Annotated in this window: 17 protein-coding genes; 13 read left to right on the top strand and 4 right to left on the bottom strand. The window is 40.9% G+C overall.

Annotation, left to right across the window (positions count from 1 at the left end; all coding sequences use genetic code 11):
• The first annotated feature begins 383 nt into the window (after positions 1-383).
• Positions 384-2,687 carry a DNA translocase FtsK gene (locus PAN06_RS01570; protein ID WP_346732036.1) on the top strand — a complete coding sequence of 768 codons (2,304 nt, stop codon included), beginning with the start codon at positions 384-386 and terminating at the stop codon, positions 2,685-2,687.
• A gap of 43 nt (positions 2,688-2,730) precedes the next feature.
• On the opposite strand, the gene PAN06_RS01575 is transcribed toward PAN06_RS01570, so the two are convergent.
• A complete protein-coding gene (locus tag PAN06_RS01575) occupies positions 2,731-3,159 on the bottom strand; it encodes a DUF6556 family protein (protein ID WP_269795401.1) in 429 nt (142 codons plus the stop codon).
• A gap of 138 nt (positions 3,160-3,297) precedes the next feature.
• On the opposite strand from PAN06_RS01575, the gene PAN06_RS01580 reads away from it, so the two are divergent.
• The 10 genes from PAN06_RS01580 (at position 3,298) to PAN06_RS01625 (ending at position 13,189) form a co-directional block, all read left to right on the top strand.
• Positions 3,298-4,440 (top strand): cysteine desulfurase family protein, encoded by a 1,143-nt coding sequence (locus PAN06_RS01580; RefSeq protein ID WP_084863141.1) that lies wholly within the window; start codon positions 3,298-3,300, stop codon positions 4,438-4,440.
• A gap of 8 nt (positions 4,441-4,448) precedes the next feature.
• Positions 4,449-5,663, top strand: coding sequence for a tRNA uracil 4-sulfurtransferase ThiI (gene thiI / locus PAN06_RS01585; protein ID WP_269795402.1), 1,215 nt, complete (start codon positions 4,449-4,451; stop codon positions 5,661-5,663).
• A 136-nt stretch (positions 5,664-5,799) separates the two neighbouring features.
• Entirely contained in the window at positions 5,800-6,624 is an 825-nt protein-coding gene (locus tag PAN06_RS01590; RefSeq protein WP_125456689.1) for an alpha/beta hydrolase, read from the top strand.
• Between the two features lie 20 nt (positions 6,625-6,644).
• On the top strand, positions 6,645-7,385 hold the full coding sequence (locus tag PAN06_RS01595) for an esterase family protein (RefSeq protein WP_261058454.1): 741 nt from the start codon (positions 6,645-6,647) through the stop codon (positions 7,383-7,385).
• Between the two features lie 12 nt (positions 7,386-7,397).
• On the top strand, positions 7,398-8,564 hold the full coding sequence (locus PAN06_RS01600; protein ID WP_269795403.1) for an ATP-grasp domain-containing protein: 1,167 nt from the start codon (positions 7,398-7,400) through the stop codon (positions 8,562-8,564).
• A gap of 158 nt (positions 8,565-8,722) precedes the next feature.
• Complete coding sequence (gla, locus tag PAN06_RS01605) at positions 8,723-9,592, top strand: aquaglyceroporin Gla (RefSeq protein WP_269795404.1); 870 nt, start codon at positions 8,723-8,725, stop codon at positions 9,590-9,592.
• Positions 9,593-9,715: 123 nt separating this feature from the next.
• Positions 9,716-10,441, top strand: a complete 726-nt coding sequence (locus PAN06_RS01610; RefSeq protein ID WP_269795405.1) for a CppA N-terminal domain-containing protein — start codon at positions 9,716-9,718, stop codon at positions 10,439-10,441.
• Complete coding sequence (locus PAN06_RS01615) at positions 10,438-11,373, top strand: serine hydrolase domain-containing protein (protein ID WP_269795406.1); 936 nt, start codon at positions 10,438-10,440, stop codon at positions 11,371-11,373. Before PAN06_RS01610 ends, PAN06_RS01615 begins: the two co-directional genes overlap by 4 nt.
• Before the next feature lie 8 nt (positions 11,374-11,381).
• A complete protein-coding gene (locus PAN06_RS01620; RefSeq protein WP_269795407.1) occupies positions 11,382-12,278 on the top strand; it encodes a DMT family transporter in 897 nt (298 codons plus the stop codon).
• A gap of 152 nt (positions 12,279-12,430) precedes the next feature.
• Positions 12,431-13,189, top strand: a complete 759-nt coding sequence (locus PAN06_RS01625) for a CPBP family intramembrane glutamic endopeptidase (RefSeq protein ID WP_269795408.1) — start codon at positions 12,431-12,433, stop codon at positions 13,187-13,189.
• A 52-nt stretch (positions 13,190-13,241) separates the two neighbouring features.
• Here the strand turns inward: PAN06_RS01625 and PAN06_RS01630 are convergent, their stop codons facing one another.
• Positions 13,242-14,525 (bottom strand): solute carrier family 23 protein, encoded by a 1,284-nt coding sequence (locus tag PAN06_RS01630; RefSeq protein ID WP_031237775.1) that lies wholly within the window; start codon positions 14,523-14,525, stop codon positions 13,242-13,244.
• Between the two features lie 203 nt (positions 14,526-14,728).
• Positions 14,729-15,442 carry a 16S rRNA (guanine(527)-N(7))-methyltransferase RsmG gene (gene rsmG, locus PAN06_RS01635; RefSeq protein WP_269795409.1) on the bottom strand — a complete coding sequence of 238 codons (714 nt, stop codon included), beginning with the start codon at positions 15,440-15,442 and terminating at the stop codon, positions 14,729-14,731.
• Positions 15,443-15,535: 93 nt separating this feature from the next.
• On the opposite strand from rsmG, the gene PAN06_RS01640 reads away from it, so the two are divergent.
• Complete coding sequence (locus PAN06_RS01640) at positions 15,536-16,096, top strand: LemA family protein (protein ID WP_000219833.1); 561 nt, start codon at positions 15,536-15,538, stop codon at positions 16,094-16,096.
• Position 16,097: 1 nt separating this feature from the next.
• Positions 16,098-16,997, top strand: coding sequence for a zinc metalloprotease HtpX (htpX, locus tag PAN06_RS01645; protein ID WP_269795410.1), 900 nt, complete (start codon positions 16,098-16,100; stop codon positions 16,995-16,997).
• Positions 16,998-17,147: 150 nt separating this feature from the next.
• On the opposite strand, the gene PAN06_RS01650 is transcribed toward htpX, so the two are convergent.
• Positions 17,148-18,707: an ATP-binding cassette domain-containing protein gene (locus tag PAN06_RS01650; protein WP_269795411.1), complete on the bottom strand. Its 1,560-nt coding sequence runs from the start codon at positions 18,705-18,707 to the stop codon at positions 17,148-17,150.
• Positions 18,708-18,982: the final 275 nt, after the last annotated feature.

Consider the following 18,982-nt stretch of genomic DNA (forward strand, 5'->3'; position numbering starts at 1 on the left):
AGCTGTGAGCTGTGAGCTGTGAGCTGTGAGCTGTGAGCTGTGAGCTGTGAGCTGTGAGCTGTGAGCTGTGAGCTGTGAGCTGTGAGCTGTGAGCTGTGAGCTGTGAGCTGTGAGCTGTGAGCTGTGAGCTGTGATTGCGTTCATACCAATCATTCCTTTACTTTTTGATAGTTCTATTATATCAAAATTTCAAAATTTTGCATATCTTCTTTTTTTGATGAACAGTCAGTTGAATCATAAAGGCTATTAAAAAGATGTTCTGAAATTGCTTAGAGAGGGAAACTATGGATAAGAAAATTTTATTTGAATCTCTTAATACTGAACTATCCAAGGAGAATATTGACCTTTTCCGAAATGCCTGTGAAATATGGTATAATAGAAGAATGGCAAACAAGAATACAAGTAAAACAAGACGGAGACCGTCTAAAGCAGAACTCGAAAGAAAAGAAGCGATTCAACGAATGTTGATTTCGTTGGGAATTGCCCTTTTATTGATTTTCGCAGCCTTCAAATTAGGGGCTGCAGGTATCACCCTTTACAATTTAATTCGCTTGCTGGTGGGTAGCCTAGCTTATCTGGCAATATTCGGCCTATTAATCTATCTCTTCCTTTTCAAGTGGATCCGAAAACAGGAAGGACTCTTATCTGGCTTTTTCACCATATTTGCAGGTTTACTCTTGATTTTTGAGGCCTATTTAGTTTGGAAATATGGTTTGGACAAGTCGGTCCTAAAAGGAACCATGGCGCAGGTTGTGACGGATTTGACTGGTTTTCGAACGACCAGTTTTGCTGGAGGAGGTTTGATTGGTGTTGGTCTTTATATTCCAACTGCCTTTCTCTTCTCAAATATCGGTACTTACTTTATTGGTTCTATCTTGATTTTAGTGGGTGCTCTCCTAGTCAGTCCTTGGTCTGTTTACGATATTGCTGAATTTTGCAGTAGAGGCTTTGCCAAATGGCGGGAAGGGCATGAGCGTCGAAAAGAGGAACGCTTTGTCAAACAAGAAGAAAAAGCTCGTCAAAAGGCTGAGCAAGAGGCTAGATTAGAAAAAGAAGAGGCTGAAAAAGCCTTACTTGATATGCCTCCTGTTGATATGGAAACGGGTGAAATTCTGACAGAAGATGTTGTGGTTGATGTTCCACCTGTTCCGGAAGAAGAGTGGGTAGAACCAGAAATCATCCTACCTCAAGCTGAACTTGAATTCCCTGAACAGGAAGATGGCTCTGATGAAGAAGATGTTCAGGTCGATTTTTCAGCCAAGGAAGCCCTTGAATACAAACTTCCAAGTTTACAACTCTTTGCCCCAGATAAACCAAAGGACCAGTCTAAAGAAAAGAAAATCGTTCGTGAAAACATCAAAATCCTGGAAGAAACCTTTGCTAGTTTTGGTATTAAGGTAACAGTTGAACGGGCCGAGATTGGGCCATCAGTGACCAAGTATGAAGTTAAGCCAGCTGTCGGTGTAAGGGTCAACCGCATTTCCAATCTAGCAGATGATCTCGCTCTAGCCTTGGCAGCCAAGGATGTCCGGATTGAAGCACCTATCCCAGGGAAATCTTTAGTGGGAATTGAAGTACCCAACTCTGAGGTTGCTACTGTGTCCTTCCGCGAACTATGGGAACAATCTCAAACGAAAGCAGAAAATCTCTTGGAAATTCCTTTAGGGAAGGCTGTTAATGGAACCGCAAGAGCTTTTGACCTTTCTAAAATGCCCCACTTGCTCGTCGCAGGTTCAACGGGATCAGGGAAGTCAGTAGCTGTTAATGGCATTATTGCTAGCATTCTCATGAAGGCGAGACCAGACCAGGTCAAGTTTATGATGGTGGACCCTAAGATGGTTGAGTTGTCTGTTTACAATGATATTCCCCACCTCTTGATTCCAGTCGTGACCAATCCACGTAAGGCCAGCAAGGCTTTGCAAAAGGTCGTGGATGAAATGGAAAATCGTTATGAACTCTTTGCCAAGGTGGGAGTTCGGAATATTGCAGGTTTTAATGCCAAGGTAGAAGAGTTTAATGCCCAGTCTGAGTACAAGCAGGTTCCGCTACCGTTCATTGTCGTGATTGTGGATGAGTTGGCTGACCTCATGATGGTTGCCAGCAAGGAAGTGGAAGATGCCATCATTCGTCTTGGACAGAAGGCACGTGCTGCCGGCATCCACATGATTCTTGCAACCCAGCGTCCATCCGTTGACGTAATTTCTGGTCTGATTAAGGCCAATGTCCCATCTCGAGTGGCTTTTGCGGTATCATCAGGGACTGACTCCCGTACTATCTTGGATGAAAATGGAGCAGAAAAACTGCTTGGACGTGGAGATATGCTCTTTAAACCAATCGATGAAAATCATCCAGTTCGTCTCCAAGGATCCTTTATCTCGGATGATGATGTTGAACGCATCGTAAACTTTATCAAGGCTCAGGCGAATGCAGACTACGATGAGAGTTTTGATCCAGGTGAGGTTTCTGAAAATGAAGGTGAATTTCCAGATGGTGAAACTGGTGGAGATCCGCTCTTTGAAGAAGCCAAAGCTTTGGTCATTGAGACCCAGAAAGCTAGTGCGTCAATGATTCAGCGTCGTTTATCAGTTGGATTTAACCGTGCGACCCGCCTTATGGAAGAACTCGAAATGGCAGGTGTCATCGGTCCAGCTGAAGGTACCAAACCAAGAAAAGTATTGCAACAATAAAAAATAGCTTCTTTCCAAGTTTGGAGGGAAGCTATTTTACTGGCTATTGATTGGTATTATTTTCTGAATTTGGAGTATTGGACTGTTTTTCATTTTCAGTAGTGGGTTTACTTGGAGCAGGAGTAGTAGAGTCCTGAGTTGCTGTTTTCTGCTCTTCTTTTTTCTCTTCCTTGACGCTAGATTTTGGCGTTTCCTCTTGTTGTGTTTTTTCTTGAGAAGTGTTATTTTCCTTATTGGGACTAGTGTTTTCCTGAGGGGATTCCTTTTGAATTTCTTTGACAATTGTTGTCGTCTGGCTTGTCGTAGGTTCTTTTTTAGTATTTTTGTTATTATCCAAGGCGTTCATGATAGTGATACTTGCGGTAATCAAGCCAAGAATACTACCGATAGTAGCAACGGTTTTTTGAAAGACCGTGAAGCCTTTTTTGATGTGTTCTGTTTTTGGTTTTGAAGTTCTACGATAATTAGACATACATTCTCTCCTTTAATTAAAGTTTATTATACCGCATTTCTTTAAAAAAATCTTAAAAAAAGAGGAATTGCCCTTTCTTGTCGCAAGCTCCGTTTCATGATACAATAGAAGAAGTGATTTTAGAAAGCGTGAGAAAACATGATTTACTTTGATAATTCGGCGACGACCAAGCCTTATCCTGAAGCCCTTGAAACTTATATGCAGGTGGCTTCAAAAATTTTAGGAAATCCATCTAGTCTTCATCGTTTAGGGGACCAGGCAACACGAATCTTAGATGCTTCTCGCCAACAGATTGCAGATTTAATTGGTAAGAAAAGCGATGAAATCTTCTTTACTTCTGGTGGGACAGAAGGAGATAACTGGGTCATCAAGGGTGTGGCCTTTGAAAAAGCTCAATTTGGCAAGCACATCATCGTATCAGCCATTGAACATCCAGCAGTCAAAGAGTCAGCTCTCTGGTTGAAAAGTCAAGGATTTGAAGTGGATTTTGCTCCAGTTGATGAGAAAGGATTTGTGGATGTTGAGGCGCTAGCAGATTTGATAAGACCTGATACGACCCTCGTTTCCATCATGGCAGTTAACAACGAAATTGGCTCTGTTCAGCCCATTGAGGCTATTTCAGAACTGTTAGCAGACAAACCAACTATTTCCTTCCACGTTGATGCAGTTCAGGCACTTGCCAAAATTCCGACTGAAAAGTACCTGACAGAACGAGTGGATTTTGCGACTTTCTCTGGTCACAAGTTCCACGGAGTTCGTGGTGTTGGTTTTGTCTATATCAAGTATGGCAAGAAGATTACGCCTCTTTTAACAGGTGGTGGTCAGGAACGTGATTATCGCTCGACAACTGAAAATGTGGCAGGGATTGCAGCGACAGCCAAGGCTCTCCGTTTGTCCATGGAAAAGCTAGATTTCTTTACGAGTAAGATAGGACAGATGAAGGCAGTGATTCGCCAAGCCCTTCTGGACTACCCAGATATTTTTATCTTCTCAGATGAGGAAGAATTCGCACCTCATATTCTGACTTTTGGAATCAAGGGTGTTCGTGGTGAAGTCATTGTTCACGCCTTTGAAGACTATGATATTTTCATCTCAACGACCTCTGCTTGTTCATCCAAGGCCGGGAAACCTGCAGGAACCCTGATTGCCATGGGAGTGGATAAAGATAAGGCCCAGTCAGCTGTGCGTCTTAGCCTAGACCTTGAAAATGATATGAGTCAGGTCGAGCAGTTTTTGACCAAGTTAAAATTGATTTACAATCAAACTAGAAAAGTAAGATAGGAGCATTCATGCAATATTCAGAAATTATGATTCGCTACGGAGAGTTGTCAACCAAGGGTAAAAATCGTATGCGTTTCATCAATAAACTTCGCAATAATATTTCAGACGTTTTGTCTATCTATCCCCAAGTTAAGGTAACAGCAGATCGCGACCGTGCCCACGCTTACCTCAATGGAGCAGATTACACAGCAGTAGCAGAATCGCTCAAACAAGTTTTTGGAATTCAAAACTTTTCCCCTGTTTATAAGGTTGAAAAATCTGTAGAAGTTCTGAAGTCTTCTGTCCAAGAGATTATGCAGGACATCTACAAGGATGGCATGACCTTTAAAATTTCTAGCAAGCGTAGCGACCACAACTTTGAGTTGGATAGTCGTGAACTCAATCAAACACTTGGAGGAGCTGTTTTCGAAGCCATTCCAAATGTGCAAGCTCAAATGAAAAGTCCTGACATCAATCTTCAGGTGGAGATCCGTGAAGAAGCAGCCTATCTTTCTTATGAAACCATTCGTGGGGCTGGTGGTTTGCCAGTTGGAACTTCAGGTAAAGGGATGCTCATGTTGTCAGGAGGGATTGACTCACCTGTAGCAGGTTATCTTGCTCTTAAGCGTGGAGTGGATATTGAAGCTGTTCATTTTGCCAGCCCACCTTACACCAGTCCTGGTGCCCTAAAAAAAGCCCAAGATTTGACTCGAAAATTGACCAAGTTCGGTGGCAATATCCAGTTTATCGAGGTGCCTTTCACAGAGATTCAAGAGGAAATCAAAGCCAAAGCGCCAGAAGCCTATCTCATGACCTTGACGCGTCGTTTTATGATGCGGATTACTGACCGTATTCGTGAAGTACGAAATGGTTTAGTTATCATCAATGGGGAGAGTCTAGGTCAAGTAGCCAGTCAAACCCTTGAAAGCATGCAGGCTATCAATGCCGTTACCAACACTCCCATCATCCGCCCAGTTGTAACCATGGACAAGTTGGAAATCATTGACATCGCCCAGGAAATCGATACCTTTGACATTTCAATCCAACCGTTTGAAGACTGCTGTACCATTTTTGCACCAGATCGCCCAAAGACTAATCCTAAGATTAAGAATGCAGAGCAGTATGAAGCACGTATGGATGTTGAAGGTTTAGTTGAGCGAGCTGTGGATGGAATCATGATTACTGAGATTACACCGCAGGCTGAAAAAGATGAAGTGGATGACTTGATTGACAATCTCCTCTAATCAGAAAATCCAGAAGAATTTAGAAAAATAGATGAAAAAGTTAGTTTTTAATTCCAAAAATGGAAGCAAAACTAACTTTTTTTCTATAAATGTGATATAATGAAATAAAATTTTGAATATAGAGAGTTTTCTGACAATGAATCAATCCTACTTTTATTTAAAAATGAAAGAACACAAACTCAAGGTTCCTTATACAGGTAAGGAGCGCCGTGTGCGTGTTCTTCTGCCTAAAGATTATGAGAAAGACACGGATCGTTCCTATCCTGTTGTTTACTTTCATGACGGGCAAAATGTTTTTTATAGCAAGGAGTCTTTCATTGGCCATTCATGGAAGATTATCCCAGCTATTAAGCGTAATCCTGATATCAGTCGCATGATTGTCGTTGCCATTGACAATGATGGTATGGGGCGGATGAATGAGTATGCGGCTTGGAAGTTCCAAGAATCTCCTATTCCGGGGCAGCAGTTTGGCGGTAAGGGTGTGGAATATTCTGAGTTTGTCATGGAGGTGGTCAAACCTTTTATCGATGAGACCTACCGTACCAAAGCTGACCGCCAGCATACGGCTATGATTGGCTCCTCACTAGGCGGCAATATTACCCAGTTTATCGGTTTGGAATACCAAGACCAAATTGGATGTCTAGGGGTCTTTTCATCTGCTAACTGGCTCCACCAAGAAGCCTTTAATCGCTACATCGAGCGCCAGAAACTATCGCCTGACCAGCGTATCTTTATCTATGTTGGAACAGAAGAAGCAGATGATACGGACAAGACCCTGATGGCTGGTAATATCAAGCAAGCCTATATTGACTCGTCGCTTCGCTATTACCATGATTTGATAGCAGGGGGAGTTCATCTGGATAATCTTGTCCTGAAAGTTCAGTCTGGTGCCATCCATAGTGAAATCCCTTGGTCGGAGAATTTACCAGACTGTCTGAGATTTTTTGCAGAGAAATGGTAAGTTAGGAAAGGAGAAAGCCAATGCATATTGAAAACCTTAGCCACTGGAGTGGCAATCTTAACCGTGAAATGTACCTTAATCGTTATGGACATGCTGGGATTCCAGTTGTGGTCTTTGCTTCATCAGGTGGTAGTCACAACGAATACTATGATTTTGGCATGATTGGGGCCTGTGCTTCTTTTATCGAGGAAGGCCGTGTCCAGTTCTTTACCCTATCCAGTGTTGACAGTGAGAGCTGGTTGGCCACTTGGAAAAATGGGCACGACCAAGCGGAAATGCATCGTGCCTATGAACGCTATGTGATTGAAGAGGCTATTCCTTTTATCAAGCATAAGACAGGTTGGTTTGATGGCATGATGACGACAGGTTGCTCGATGGGCGCCTACCATGCTGTCAATTTCTTCCTCCAGCATCCAGATGTCTTTACCAAAGTAATTGCTCTTAGTGGTGTTTACGATGCACGTTTCTTTGTCGGCGATTACTACAATGACGATGCTATTTACCAAAACTCGCCAGTAGATTATATCTGGAATCAGAATGACGGCTGGTTTATTGATCGTTACCGTCAGGCAGAGATTGTGCTGTGTACGGGGCTTGGTGCCTGGGAACATGACGGACTACCGTCTTTCTACAAGCTCAAAGAAGCCTTTGACCAGAAACAAATTCCAGCCTGGTTTGCTGAATGGGGACACGATGTCGCCCACGACTGGGAATGGTGGCGCAAACAAATGCCCTATTTTCTTGGACACCTGTATCTATAAAAGGAGCTACCTATGAATTATCTTGTTATTTCTCCCTATTATCCACAAAACTTTCAACAGTTTACTATTGAACTAGCCAATAAAGGTATTACCGTCTTGGGAATTGGTCAAGAGCCCTACGAGCAACTGGATGATCCCTTGCGCAATAGCCTGACTGAGTATTTCCGCGTTGATAATCTTGAGAACATAGACGAAGTCAAACGTGCAGTTGCTTTTCTCTTTTATAAACATGGCCCAATTGACCGCATCGAGTCTCACAATGAATATTGGCTTGAGCTAGACGCAGCACTCAGAGAACAATTCAATGTTTTTGGTGCCAAACCAGAAGACCTTAAAAAGACTAAATTTAAGTCTGAAATGAAGAAACTTTTCAAAAAAGCAGGTGTCCCTGTGGTACCTGGAGCTGTTATCAAGACGGAAGAAGATGTTGATCAAGCTGTGAGAGAAATCGGCCTTCCAATGATTGCAAAACCTGATAATGGAGTGGGAGCAGCCGCGACCTTTAAGCTTGAAACAGAAGACGATATCAATCACTTCAAGCAAGAATGGGACCATTCAACCGTTTATTTCTTTGAAAAATTTGTCACTTCCAGCGAAATCTGTACCTTTGACGGGCTCGTAGACAAGGATGGTAAGATTGTCTTTTCAACGACCTTCGACTACGCCTATACACCGCTTGATCTCATGATTTACAAGATGGACAATTCTTATTACGTTCTCAAGGATATGGATCCTAAACTTCGCAGGTATGGGGAAGCGATTGTCAAAGAATTTGGTATGAAAGAACGTTTCTTCCATATCGAGTTCTTCCGTGAGGGGGATGATTATATTGCCATTGAGTACAATAACCGTCCTGCAGGTGGTTTTACCATTGATGTTTATAACTTTGCCCATTCCTTGGACCTCTACCGTGGCTATGCAGCTATTGTCGCAGGAGAAGAGTTCCCAGCGTCAGACTTTGAACCTCTGTATTGTTTGGCTACATCACGTCGTGCAAATGCTCATTATGCCTATTCTGAGGAGGACTTGCTTGCTAAATACAGCCAGCAGTTCAAGGTTAAAAAAATCATGCCAGCGGCCTTTGCGGAACTTCAAGGGGATTACCTTTATATGCTGACAACTCCGAGTCGACAAGAAATGGAGCAGATGATTGCAGATTTCGGACAACGTCAAGAATAAGAACTCTCGGATTAAGGAGAATGACCTTCTTAATCCTTTTGCTTTTTATAAGAAATAAAACCGCTTTCTCATATATTCTTTTAGAAAACCTGTTGATAAAAGAAATAAAAATTGATAGAATAGGGATTGTCTAAAAAATATTAAGGAGAATCTATCAAATGGATTTTACATGGGCTATTAAATATGCCACTGAATTTTTGGGAACTGCTATTTTGATTATTCTTGGAAATGGTGCAGTTGCCAACGTTGAACTTAAAGGTACGAAAGGTCACCAAAGTGGCTGGATCGTTATCGCTGTTGGTTATGGTATGGGGGTTATGATCCCAGCTTTGATGTTTGGTAATGTATCAGGTAACCACATCAACCCAGCCTTCACTCTTGGACTTGCGATCAGCGGTCTCTTCCCTTGGGCACAAGTAGCGCCTTATATCATCTCACAAGTTTTGGGTGCTATCTTTGGTCAAGCATTGGTTGTGGCAACACACCGCCCATATTACTTGAAAACTGAAAATCCAAACAACATCTTGGGTACTTTCTCAACCATTTCAAGTTTGGATAATGGTACAAAAGAATCACATTTCGCAGCAACCGTTAATGGTTTTGTAAACGAGTTTATCGGTTCATTTGTTCTTTTCTTCGCAGCCCTTGGTATGACTAAAAACTTCTTTGGTTCTGAAGTGCTTCAATACATGAAACAAATGGCTAGTCAAGCAGGTCAAAATGTTGACTTTTCTGATTTAGCAATCAAAGCCCAAGTAGCACCTCATACAGCTTCTGGTCTTGGAATTGCTCACTTGGCACTTGGATTCCTTGTTATGGCCTTGGTAACATCACTTGGTGGACCTACAGGACCTGCCTTGAACCCAGCCCGTGACTTGGGGCCACGTCTCCTTCATGCTTTCCTTCCAAAATCAGTTCTTGGTGAGCACAAAGGTGATTCAAAATGGTGGTATTCTTGGGTACCAGTAGTAGCACCGATCGCAGCAGCAATTGCGGCAGTAGCTATCTTCAAATTCCTTTACCTATAAGAAATTGAAACCGAGGAAATCCTCGGTTTTTTAGATGAAATTTTACGAAAAAAAGGTAAATCTGAGCATAATTTCTTGTAAAAAATTCTAAAATCCTTTAAAATAAAAGAGTTGGAGGAATTTATGAATGTAAATCAGATTGTACGGATTATTCCTACTTTAAAAGTTAATAATAGAAAATTAAATGAAACATTTTATATTGAAACTCTTGGCATGAAGGCCTTGTTAGAAGAATCGGCCTTTCTGTCACTAGGCGACCAAACAGGTCTAGAAAAGCTGATTTTAGAAGAAGCTCCAAGTATGCGCACTCGTAAGGTAGAGGGAAGAAAGAAACTAGCTAGATTGATTGTCAAGGTGGAAAATCCCTTGGAAATCGAAGAACTCTTATCTAAAACTAATTCGATTCATCGATTGTATAAAGGTCAAAATGGCTACGCTTTTGAAATTTTTTCACCCGAAGATGATTTGATTTTGATTCATGCGGAAGATGACAGAGCAAGTCTAGTAGAAGTAGGAGAAAAGCCAGAATTTCAAACAGATTTGGAGTCAATTTCTTTAAGTAAATTTGAAATTTCTATGGAATTACACCTCCCAACGGATGTAGATAGTTTCTTGGAACTATCTGAAATTGGGGCATCCCTTGATTTTATCCCAGCTCAGGGTCAAGATTTGACTGTGGACAATACGGCTACTTGGGACTTATCGATGCTCAAGTTCTTGGTCAATGAACTAGATATAGCAAGTCTTCGCAAGAAGTTTGAGTCTACCGAATATTTTATTCCTAAGTCTGAAAAATTCTTCCTTGGTAAAGATAGAAATAATGTTGAATTGTGGTTTGAAGAAGTATGAAGTGGACCAAGATTATTAAAAAAATAGAAGAACAAATCGAGGCAGGGATCTATCCCGGGGCCTCTTTTGCGTATTTTAAGGGCAATCAATGGACGGAGTTCTATTTAGGTCAGAGTGACCCAGAGCATGGCTTGCAGACTCAGGTAGGACTAGTTTATGATCTAGCCAGTGTCAGCAAGGTTGTTGGCGTTGGCACAGTTTTTACTTTTTTGTGGGAAAGAGGTCAATTAGATATTGACAGACCAGTAACCGATTTTTTACCTGAGAGTGATTATCCAGATATTACTATTCGTCAGCTCTTAACTCATGCTACAGACCTTGATCCTTTTATTCCCAATCGTGATCTTTTAACAGCCTCAGAATTAAAGGAAGCGATGTTTCATCTCAACAGACGAAGTCAGCCAGCCTTTCTTTATTCGGATGTTCATTTTTTACTGTTGGGCTTTGTTTTGGAAAGAATCTTTAATCAAGACTTGGATGTGATTTTACAGGAGCAAGTTTTTAATCCTTGGAGAATGACGGAAACCCAATTTGGGCCTGTTGAGCTTGCTGTTCCAACGGTTAGAGGTGTAGAGGCAGGTATGGTACATGATCCCAAGGCTCGCCTCCTGGGTAGACATGCAGGTAGTGCTGGTTTATTTTCTACTGTAAAGGATTTACAAGTCTTTTTAGAACACTATTTAGCAGATGATTTTGCAAGAGATTTAAGTCAAAATTTTTCTCCTTTGGATGACAAGGAACGTTCTTTGGCATGGAATTTGGAAGGAGATTGGCTAGACCATACGGGCTATACAGGTACCTTTATCATGTGGAATCGTCAGAAGCAAGAAGCGGCTATTTTCCTATCCAATCGTACCTATGAAAAGGATGAGAGGGCTCAATGGATTTTAGACCGCAATCAGGTGATGGATTTGATTCGCAAAGAAGAGTAAGGAGAGACATGTCAAACAGTTTAAAAGGGACTCTATTAACAGTTGTGGCTGGTATTGCTTGGGGGTTGTCAGGAACGAGTGGCCAATACCTGATGACACACGGAATTTCGGCTCTGGTCTTGACTAACTTACGACTTTTAATCGCCGGTGGGATTCTCATGGTCTTGGCTTATGCTACTGCAAAGGATAAAATGCTGGCCTTTTTAAAGGATAGAAAGAGTTTGCTGTCTCTTCTTATTTTTGCTCTAATTGGTCTCTTCCTCAATCAATTTGCCTATCTAACTGCTATTCAGGAGACCAATGCAGGTACCGCGACAGTGCTTCAGTATGTTTGTCCTGTCGGAATTTTAATTTATAGCTGTATCAAGGATAAGGTGGCGCCGACACTGGGAGAGATTATTTCAATCATATTAGCCATTGGAGGGACCTTCCTGATCGCCACTCATGGGCAGTTGGACCAGTTATCCATGACACCTGCCGGTCTGTTCTGGGGTCTCTTTTCTGCTCTGACTTACGCACTTTATATCATTTTGCCCATAGCCTTGATTAAGAAGTGGGGGAGCAGTTTGGTCATTGGTGTGGGAATGGTCATATCAGGTTTGGTCGCTCTTCCTTTAACAGGAGTTCTACAGACTGTTATCCCAACTAGTATTGATTTTCTCCTCGCTTTTGCGGGCATTATTCTTATCGGGACTGTCTTTGCCTATACAGCTTTCCTTAAAGGAACCAGTCTGATAGGACCTGTCAAGTCAAGCTTGTTGGCTTCAATTGAGCCAATCTCGGCGGTATTCTTTGCCTTCCTAATCATGAATGAACAATTTTATCCCTTTGATTTTCTTGGTATGGCAATGATTTTAATTGCAGTAACTCTGATTTCTTTGAAAGATTTATTGTTAGAGAAATAAACAACAAATGAAAGTAGATGATAACCACTCTTAAAGAGGGGTTATTTTTGGTAGTAAAAGTCTTTAAATCTAAGTGAATTAATGAAATTTTATAAAAGTTTAAGCCTTTTTTCTTAAAATATTTATATGAGTATAGAATACCTGGAGAAAATATGAATATTTTTAAAAAAATACATCCATCTAAACCTCTAAAATACTTGAGATGGTTTGATATTGTGATTATTACGATCATAATGTTTGGTCAGTTTATAATTCGTTCAACCGAGCTATTTTTAGCAAATACGTTTCCAACGGGTGTATCAAGTACAGTAGGGACAGTTAGACAGGCTGCAAGCGAAGGTGCTGCTTATTTTAGTAATTTTACCCTGCAAGCTATATTACTGACTGTGACCTTACTCTATCTTTTGATTCGAAACTATGATTTTAAACAGCTTCCTATTTGCTGGAATTGGTCCATTATCTTTTGGGTTCCATTTATATTTGCTTTAGTGGGACTGTTTGGAGACTTGGTTACAACTCTCACTGGTAAATATAATTACTTTAATCCAGACCTTTTTGCCTATATAGATTTCACGCAAATAATAGGGAAGTTTTTAGCTCTCAGCCCGATAGCGATTGCCTATGCCTTGCTTAATGGATTTTATGAAGAGTTTTTCTTTCTAGGTTTGTTGACTTCAGTGAAGGAAAAACATAAGTGGTTGGTTTTGCTTTATTCTACTAGTATTCGTATTTCCTTCCACACCTATCAAGGATTAGTATGGGCTTTGGTAATCGGTGTAGTTTATGGCTTATTCTATTATTTCTTATACAAATATAAAATTAAAAATCTCCTTCCATTCTTTCTCATGCATGCTTTAGCAGATATGTTTGGTTCTAGCCTGATCTATCTATTGGTTGCTTGGGGGACTTAAAAATTAGAAAAGTCCACTCAGTTGTCTGAGAGGACTTTTTGTGTCAAGATGTTTAGTCTTTATTTTCGTATGGCAAGATCAAGTTCAAGATGATTCCTGTCATGGCTGATAGGGCAGTACCTGAAAGTGTAACTGGACCGAGTTTAAGGATAGCTCCTCCAAGTCCAAGGACCAACATAGCACTTGCGATGATTAGGTTACGCATTTGAGCGAAATCAACACGTTCTTTGATCAAGACTTTCAAACCGTTGCTGGCGATAACTCCATAGAGAAGGATTGACATACCACCAAGTACAGCATTTGGAATGGTTGAAATCAAGGCAGTGAATTTACCAAGGAAGCTAAGGGCAATCGCGATGAAGGCAGCGTTACGGATAACTGAGACAGAAGCGATACGAGTCATACCGATAACCCCTGTATTTTCTCCGTAAGTTGTATTGGCTGGTCCACCAAGGAAGGCAGAAACAGAAGTTGCGATACCGTCACCAAGAAGAGTACGGTGAAGACCTGGTTCTTTCAAGAATTGACGGCCACAGATTTGACCTAAAACAGTATGGTCTCCGATATGTTCAGAAATTGTTACGATAGCGATTGGCAAGATAGCGATGGTTTCTGGGCCAAAGTAAAGATTGTATTCTTTAAAGGCACCACCTGTGCTAAATGGCAAGTAGAAACCAGGAATTTCAAACCAGTTAGCTTTAAGGACTGGTGTAAAGTCAACCAAACCAAGAGTTAGTGCGAAGAGGTAACCACCGATAATGGCAAAGAGGAATGGAATGATTCGTAGGAAGCCTTTTCCTTTTGTATTGATAAAGGCAGCAATCAAGAAAGTAACAACGGCTACAAGAGCATTTTTCCAATTTCCATCAGCTACAAGACCAGCGTTAGTAACAGCTGAACCTGCAAGTCCAAGACCGATAACGATGATCATAGGTCCGATGATGATTGGTGGCAAGAGTTTATCAATCCATTTTGTACCCGCAAAACGAACACTTGCAGCCACAAGGACATAGACTAAACCAGTCAAGATAACCCCTGTTTGAGCAGCAGATACATCACCACCCATTTCTTTCATAGCTAGGGACATAGCTGTGATAAAGGCAAATGAGGAACCTAGATAAACGGGAACTTTAAAACCAGTTGAAATCATATAGATGAGTGTTCCTACACCTGAAGCAAAAAGGGCAACAGATACAGGCATTCCCAAAATCAAGGGTACCAAGATGGTCGCTCCAAACATGGCGAAAACGTGTTGGAAACTAAGGAGAATTCCTTTTCCAGCTGAAGGACGTTGGTCAACGTCTAGTAACAAATCAACAGTTGATTCTTGTTTCATATAAACCTCACTTTTGGGCATCAAAAAAGAGCCCATTATTTTACAGCAATAGGCCCTCAGAGTAAGACTTCTCTAAAATCTAGACTTTAAAGAGTTTTAAATATTTCTGCGTCTTCGTCACCTCACGGGATGACATTAAAAACCTTTGCTTGTGATAGTATAGCAGAAATTCCGAACTTTGTAAACATTTTTTACTAAAAAATTTAAAGTGGGCGTTTGTTGGGCATGCCAGCCTTTCTTGGATATTTATTTGGTGTTTCTTTTTTCTTTTCTACCACTGTGATGTAACGTGGATCTCCATTTGGTAGGGCGTAGCTGAGATTGTCTTCGACTTTACTAAAAAGGAGGTTGAGGGCATTCTTAGCTTCTAATAATTCCTCAGGCGCATTGCTGGCCTTGAGTGCCAATAGTTTTCCGCCAACTTTAAGGTAAGGAATTGTCAATTCAGATAAAACCTGCATGCGGGCAACCGCACGAGCTGTTACAAAATCATATTGAGCACGGAAGTTCTTGTCTTGGGCAAAATCTTCTGCACGACCGTGGTAGAAATGAACACCGTCCAAATCTAGTTCTTGAGCCAACAGTTGGAGGAAGTTGATACGCTTATTTAGAGAATCAATAATAGTCACATCAAGCTGAGGATAGAGAATTTTCATTGGTAGACTAGGAAATCCCGCCCCAGCTCCAATATCAAGCAGTTTGATAGTTTCATTGGGAATCAAACCTTGAAGAATGGGTGCAATCGAATCGTAAAAATGTTTGAGATAAATTTCATCCTTGTCTGTAATAGCTGTTAGATTGATTTTTTCATTCCACTCGACCAAGAGTTCAAAATAACGTTCAAATTGTTTTTTTTGCTGGTCAGAAAGTGAAAGATTTTGCTCGGCAAGCAAGTTGTAAAATGTTTCTGGTTTCATAGTTTTTTCCTTCTTTAGTATCATCTTATTTTACCACAATCATTAAAAATTTGATATACTGGTACTAATCTAAAAGCAGAAAGGACTTATATAATGACTTGGATTATTCTTGGAGTTTTAGCTCTTATTGTGATTTTTGTGATTGTTAGCTATAACGGTTTGGTTAAGAATCGTATGCAAACAAAGGAGGCTTGGAGTCAGATTGATGTTCAGTTGAAACGTCGAAATGATCTCTTGCCAAACTTGATTGAGACTGTAAAAGGTTATGCTAAATATGAAGGTTCTACCCTTGAAAAGGTGGCAGAACTTCGCAATCAAGTTGCTGCAGCGACTTCACCAGCAGAAGCTATGAAAGCTAGTGATGCCCTCACTCGTCAAGTTTCAGGTATTTTTGCAGTTGCAGAAAGCTATCCAGATTTGAAAGCTAGTGCAAACTTTGTTAAATTGCAAGAGGAGTTGACAAATACAGAAAATAAAATTTCTTACTCTCGTCAACTCTACAACAGTGTTGTCAGCAACTACAACGTAAAATTAGAAACTTTCCCAAGCAATATTATCGCTGGAATGTTTGGATTTAAAGCAGCAGATTTCCTTCAAACACCAGAAGAGGAAAAGGCGGTTCCTAAAGTTGATTTTAGCGGTTTAGGTGACTAAGATGTTGTTTGATCAAATTGCAAGCAATAAACGAAGAACCTGGATTTTGTTGCTGGTATTTTTCTTACTCTTAGCTCTGGTTGGCTATGCGGTTGGTTACCTCTTTATGCGGTCTGGATTTGGTGGTTTGGTTATCGCGCTGATTATCGGCTTTATCTATGCCATGTCTATGATTTTTCAATCAACAGAGATTGTCATGTCCATGAATGGCGCGCGTGAAGTTAATGAGCAAACGGCACCAGACCTCTACCATGTAGTGGAAGATATGGCTATGGTCGCTCAGATTCCTATGCCCCGTGTTTTCATCATTGAGGATTCTTCTTTAAATGCCTTTGCGACAGGTTCTAATCCTCAAAATGCGGCGGTTGCTGCGACGTCAGGTCTCCTATCTATCATGAATCGTGAAGAACTAGAAGCTGTTATGGGACATGAAGTCAGTCATATTCGTAATTACGATATCCGCATTTCGACTATTGCTGTTGCCCTTGCTAGTGCTATCACCATGCTTTCTAGTATGGCAGGTCGTATGATGTGGTGGGGTGGAGCAGGTCGCAGACGAAGTGACGATGATAGAGATGGAAATGGTCTTGAAATCATTATGCTAGTGGTTTCCCTACTAGCTATTGTGCTGGCACCTCTCGCCGCAACCTTGGTGCAACTAGCCATTTCTCGTCAGAGGGAATTCCTAGCTGATGCTTCCAGCGTCGAGTTGACTCGCAATCCTCAAGGAATGATCAATGCTCTACGTAAGTTGGATAATAGTAAACCGATGAGTCGTCCTGTAGATGATGCCAGCAGTGCACTTTATATCAATGATCCCAAGAAAGGGGGAGGGTTCCAAAAACTCTTTTATACCCACCCACCTATCTCAGAACGGATTGAACGTTTAAAACATATGTAAAATGAAGGCTGGGAAAAAGTCTTTAAAATCTTAAAAACGCATAATATCAGGTGTGCAAAAACTTGATATTATGCGTTTTATTATGGGAAGATTTACTTTCTCTTCTCCTAAAATTGTGTTTTTGCCCCACCTATCTGCTATGTTGCAAATTTATAAATCGTCTAAATTAACTATCTCCAAACCGTGTTCTGTCAAGCGATAGATAGTCGAACAGACCTCTTTTAAGAAACGCCTGTCATGCGAAACAGTGATGAGACCGCCTGGATAGGTTGCAAAGAGTTTTCTGATTTCAGGTTGAGAAGTTGGAGAAAAGTTTCGTGTGGGTTCATCCAGCAGGAGAAAGTTTGGTTTGCGCAGGACTAAATCCAAAAGCAGGAGTTTTCCCTGTTGCCCGCCAGATAAGGAGCGAATTTGATGTTGCATTTCTGGATAACTGAAATTGAGACTTGCTAAGTGAGATTGGATTTTCTGCAGTTCCTCTTTTTCCCCAGTTTTGCTGAGGTAGACGATTGGGGATAAATCCAATTGCAGTTTTTTATGGTAATCTTGTGGCATAAAACCAAGCGAAATCTCTCTTTTATCATTAAGAAGTTGCTGTAACTTTGCTAACAGAGTTGATTTTCCAACACCATTTGGGCCGATAATACCGATTTTTTCTTGGCCACGGATAGTTAATTGTAGTTCTTGCACCAGAACTCGGTCGCCAATGGACAAATTTTCTTTTTCCAGTTGGATTAAGACTTTAGATGCCGGTAATGGTTGGATGTCTGAAAAGAAAAGTTGGATTTGTTCCTCTTCAAGCGGCTTTTGGGTCATGGACTGAGCTGCCCTTTCGTAGCGTTTTTCTTGTGAGAGGACAGTTTTCATCTTTTTAGCCAATAGGCGACCGGCAGTACTATCTTTAGTAGCTCGAAGCGCAGTTTCTACATTTTGCTTGACTCGTCGATGTTTTTCCATAGTTTTATCGTAGGCTCTTTGGTCGTTAGCAGCTTGCTGGCTTTGTCTGGCAAAATTAGCCTTTCTCTGCTCACTATAGCGATCATAGTCTAAATGCTCTACTAGCGTTTCCGCTTCTTTACGGTGCTTGACCAGTCGCAAGTGGACAATAGTGTCTGCCGTTTCAGAAAGAAAGTCTTCATCATGGGAAATGAAAATAACAGTTTGTCTAATCTTGCAAATCTGACCTTTTAGCCAATCAACCGTCTCAAGGTCTAAGTCATTTGAAGGTTCATCTAAAAATAGAATCTCAAAAGGTTTGGCTAACTCATGGATGAGTTGAACTTTCAAAGCTTCGCCCCCTGATAGACTGCCAATTTCTTGGTCGCTAGCAAAACGATCGCTATCAAAATGCAATTCCTCAGCTAAACGATAGAGGACACTGTAATCTAAATCAATAGTATCTAAAAAGAAGTAGTCGTGTAAAGTTTTCTTTTTCAGGTCCTCGGGGAGTTTTTGAGGAATGTAGGCTATTGATTGATAATCAGATTGAATTTCTCCCCTAATAGTGAAATCAGGCAAAGCTTCCCTCATTAAAGTTTTAAGCAAGGTTGATTTGCCATTTCCTTCTTCTCCAATAATAGCTACCTTTTCCCCGTCTTGTATGGTCATGCTTAAGTCAGATACAAGATCTCGTAGATCTTTGTTTTGAGTGATAGTTAGATGATTGATTTTTATCATATTGTTGCCCTTTCTAGAATGTCGATAGTGCATAACAAAAAGCTCTACTTTATCTAGTAGAGCCCAAAGTCACTGTCAAAACTCTATTATCTTCGTTGAAAAACTCGTCAAACTAGCTTGGAGTTGCCTAACCCAACCCAAGAGGAGCATAGCTTTCTAGTTTTTTGATTTTCATAGATGATAAAGTACTAGAAAATCTAGTACAAAAAGAGCACACAAAAAGAGACAAAAACAAGATCTACTAAATAAAGTTCTTTATTCGATAGACTTAGTTGTTCATGTCTCCCTTACCTCCGAGTATTAGTACC

Source organism: Streptococcus sp. SM3 (assembly GCF_027497875.1).

What these genes read in the sequence shown, in the direction of transcription:
- PAN06_RS01620 (WP_269795407.1), top strand. Translation starts at nt 11,382, where the DNA reads ATGTCAAACAGTTTAAAAGGGACTCTATTAACAGTTGTGGCTGGTATT.
- thiI (WP_269795402.1), top strand. Translation starts at nt 4,449, where the DNA reads ATGCAATATTCAGAAATTATGATTCGCTACGGAGAGTTGTCAACCAAG.
- PAN06_RS01615 (WP_269795406.1), top strand. Translation starts at nt 10,438, where the DNA reads ATGAAGTGGACCAAGATTATTAAAAAAATAGAAGAACAAATCGAGGCA.
- PAN06_RS01650 (WP_269795411.1), bottom strand. Translation starts at nt 18,707, where the DNA reads ATGCACTATCGACATTCTAGAAAGGGCAACAATATGATAAAAATCAAT.
- PAN06_RS01630 (WP_031237775.1), bottom strand. Translation starts at nt 14,525, where the DNA reads ATGAAACAAGAATCAACTGTTGATTTGTTACTAGACGTTGACCAACGT.
- PAN06_RS01610 (WP_269795405.1), top strand. Translation starts at nt 9,716, where the DNA reads ATGAATGTAAATCAGATTGTACGGATTATTCCTACTTTAAAAGTTAAT.
- PAN06_RS01570 (WP_346732036.1), top strand. Translation starts at nt 384, where the DNA reads ATGGCAAACAAGAATACAAGTAAAACAAGACGGAGACCGTCTAAAGCA.
- rsmG (WP_269795409.1), bottom strand. Translation starts at nt 15,442, where the DNA reads ATGAAACCAGAAACATTTTACAACTTGCTTGCCGAGCAAAATCTTTCA.
- PAN06_RS01575 (WP_269795401.1), bottom strand. Translation starts at nt 3,159, where the DNA reads ATGTCTAATTATCGTAGAACTTCAAAACCAAAAACAGAACACATCAAA.
- PAN06_RS01580 (WP_084863141.1), top strand. Translation starts at nt 3,298, where the DNA reads ATGATTTACTTTGATAATTCGGCGACGACCAAGCCTTATCCTGAAGCC.
- PAN06_RS01625 (WP_269795408.1), top strand. Translation starts at nt 12,431, where the DNA reads ATGAATATTTTTAAAAAAATACATCCATCTAAACCTCTAAAATACTTG.
- gla (WP_269795404.1), top strand. Translation starts at nt 8,723, where the DNA reads ATGGATTTTACATGGGCTATTAAATATGCCACTGAATTTTTGGGAACT.
- PAN06_RS01590 (WP_125456689.1), top strand. Translation starts at nt 5,800, where the DNA reads ATGAATCAATCCTACTTTTATTTAAAAATGAAAGAACACAAACTCAAG.
- PAN06_RS01595 (WP_261058454.1), top strand. Translation starts at nt 6,645, where the DNA reads ATGCATATTGAAAACCTTAGCCACTGGAGTGGCAATCTTAACCGTGAA.
- PAN06_RS01640 (WP_000219833.1), top strand. Translation starts at nt 15,536, where the DNA reads ATGACTTGGATTATTCTTGGAGTTTTAGCTCTTATTGTGATTTTTGTG.
- htpX (WP_269795410.1), top strand. Translation starts at nt 16,098, where the DNA reads ATGTTGTTTGATCAAATTGCAAGCAATAAACGAAGAACCTGGATTTTG.
- PAN06_RS01600 (WP_269795403.1), top strand. Translation starts at nt 7,398, where the DNA reads ATGAATTATCTTGTTATTTCTCCCTATTATCCACAAAACTTTCAACAG.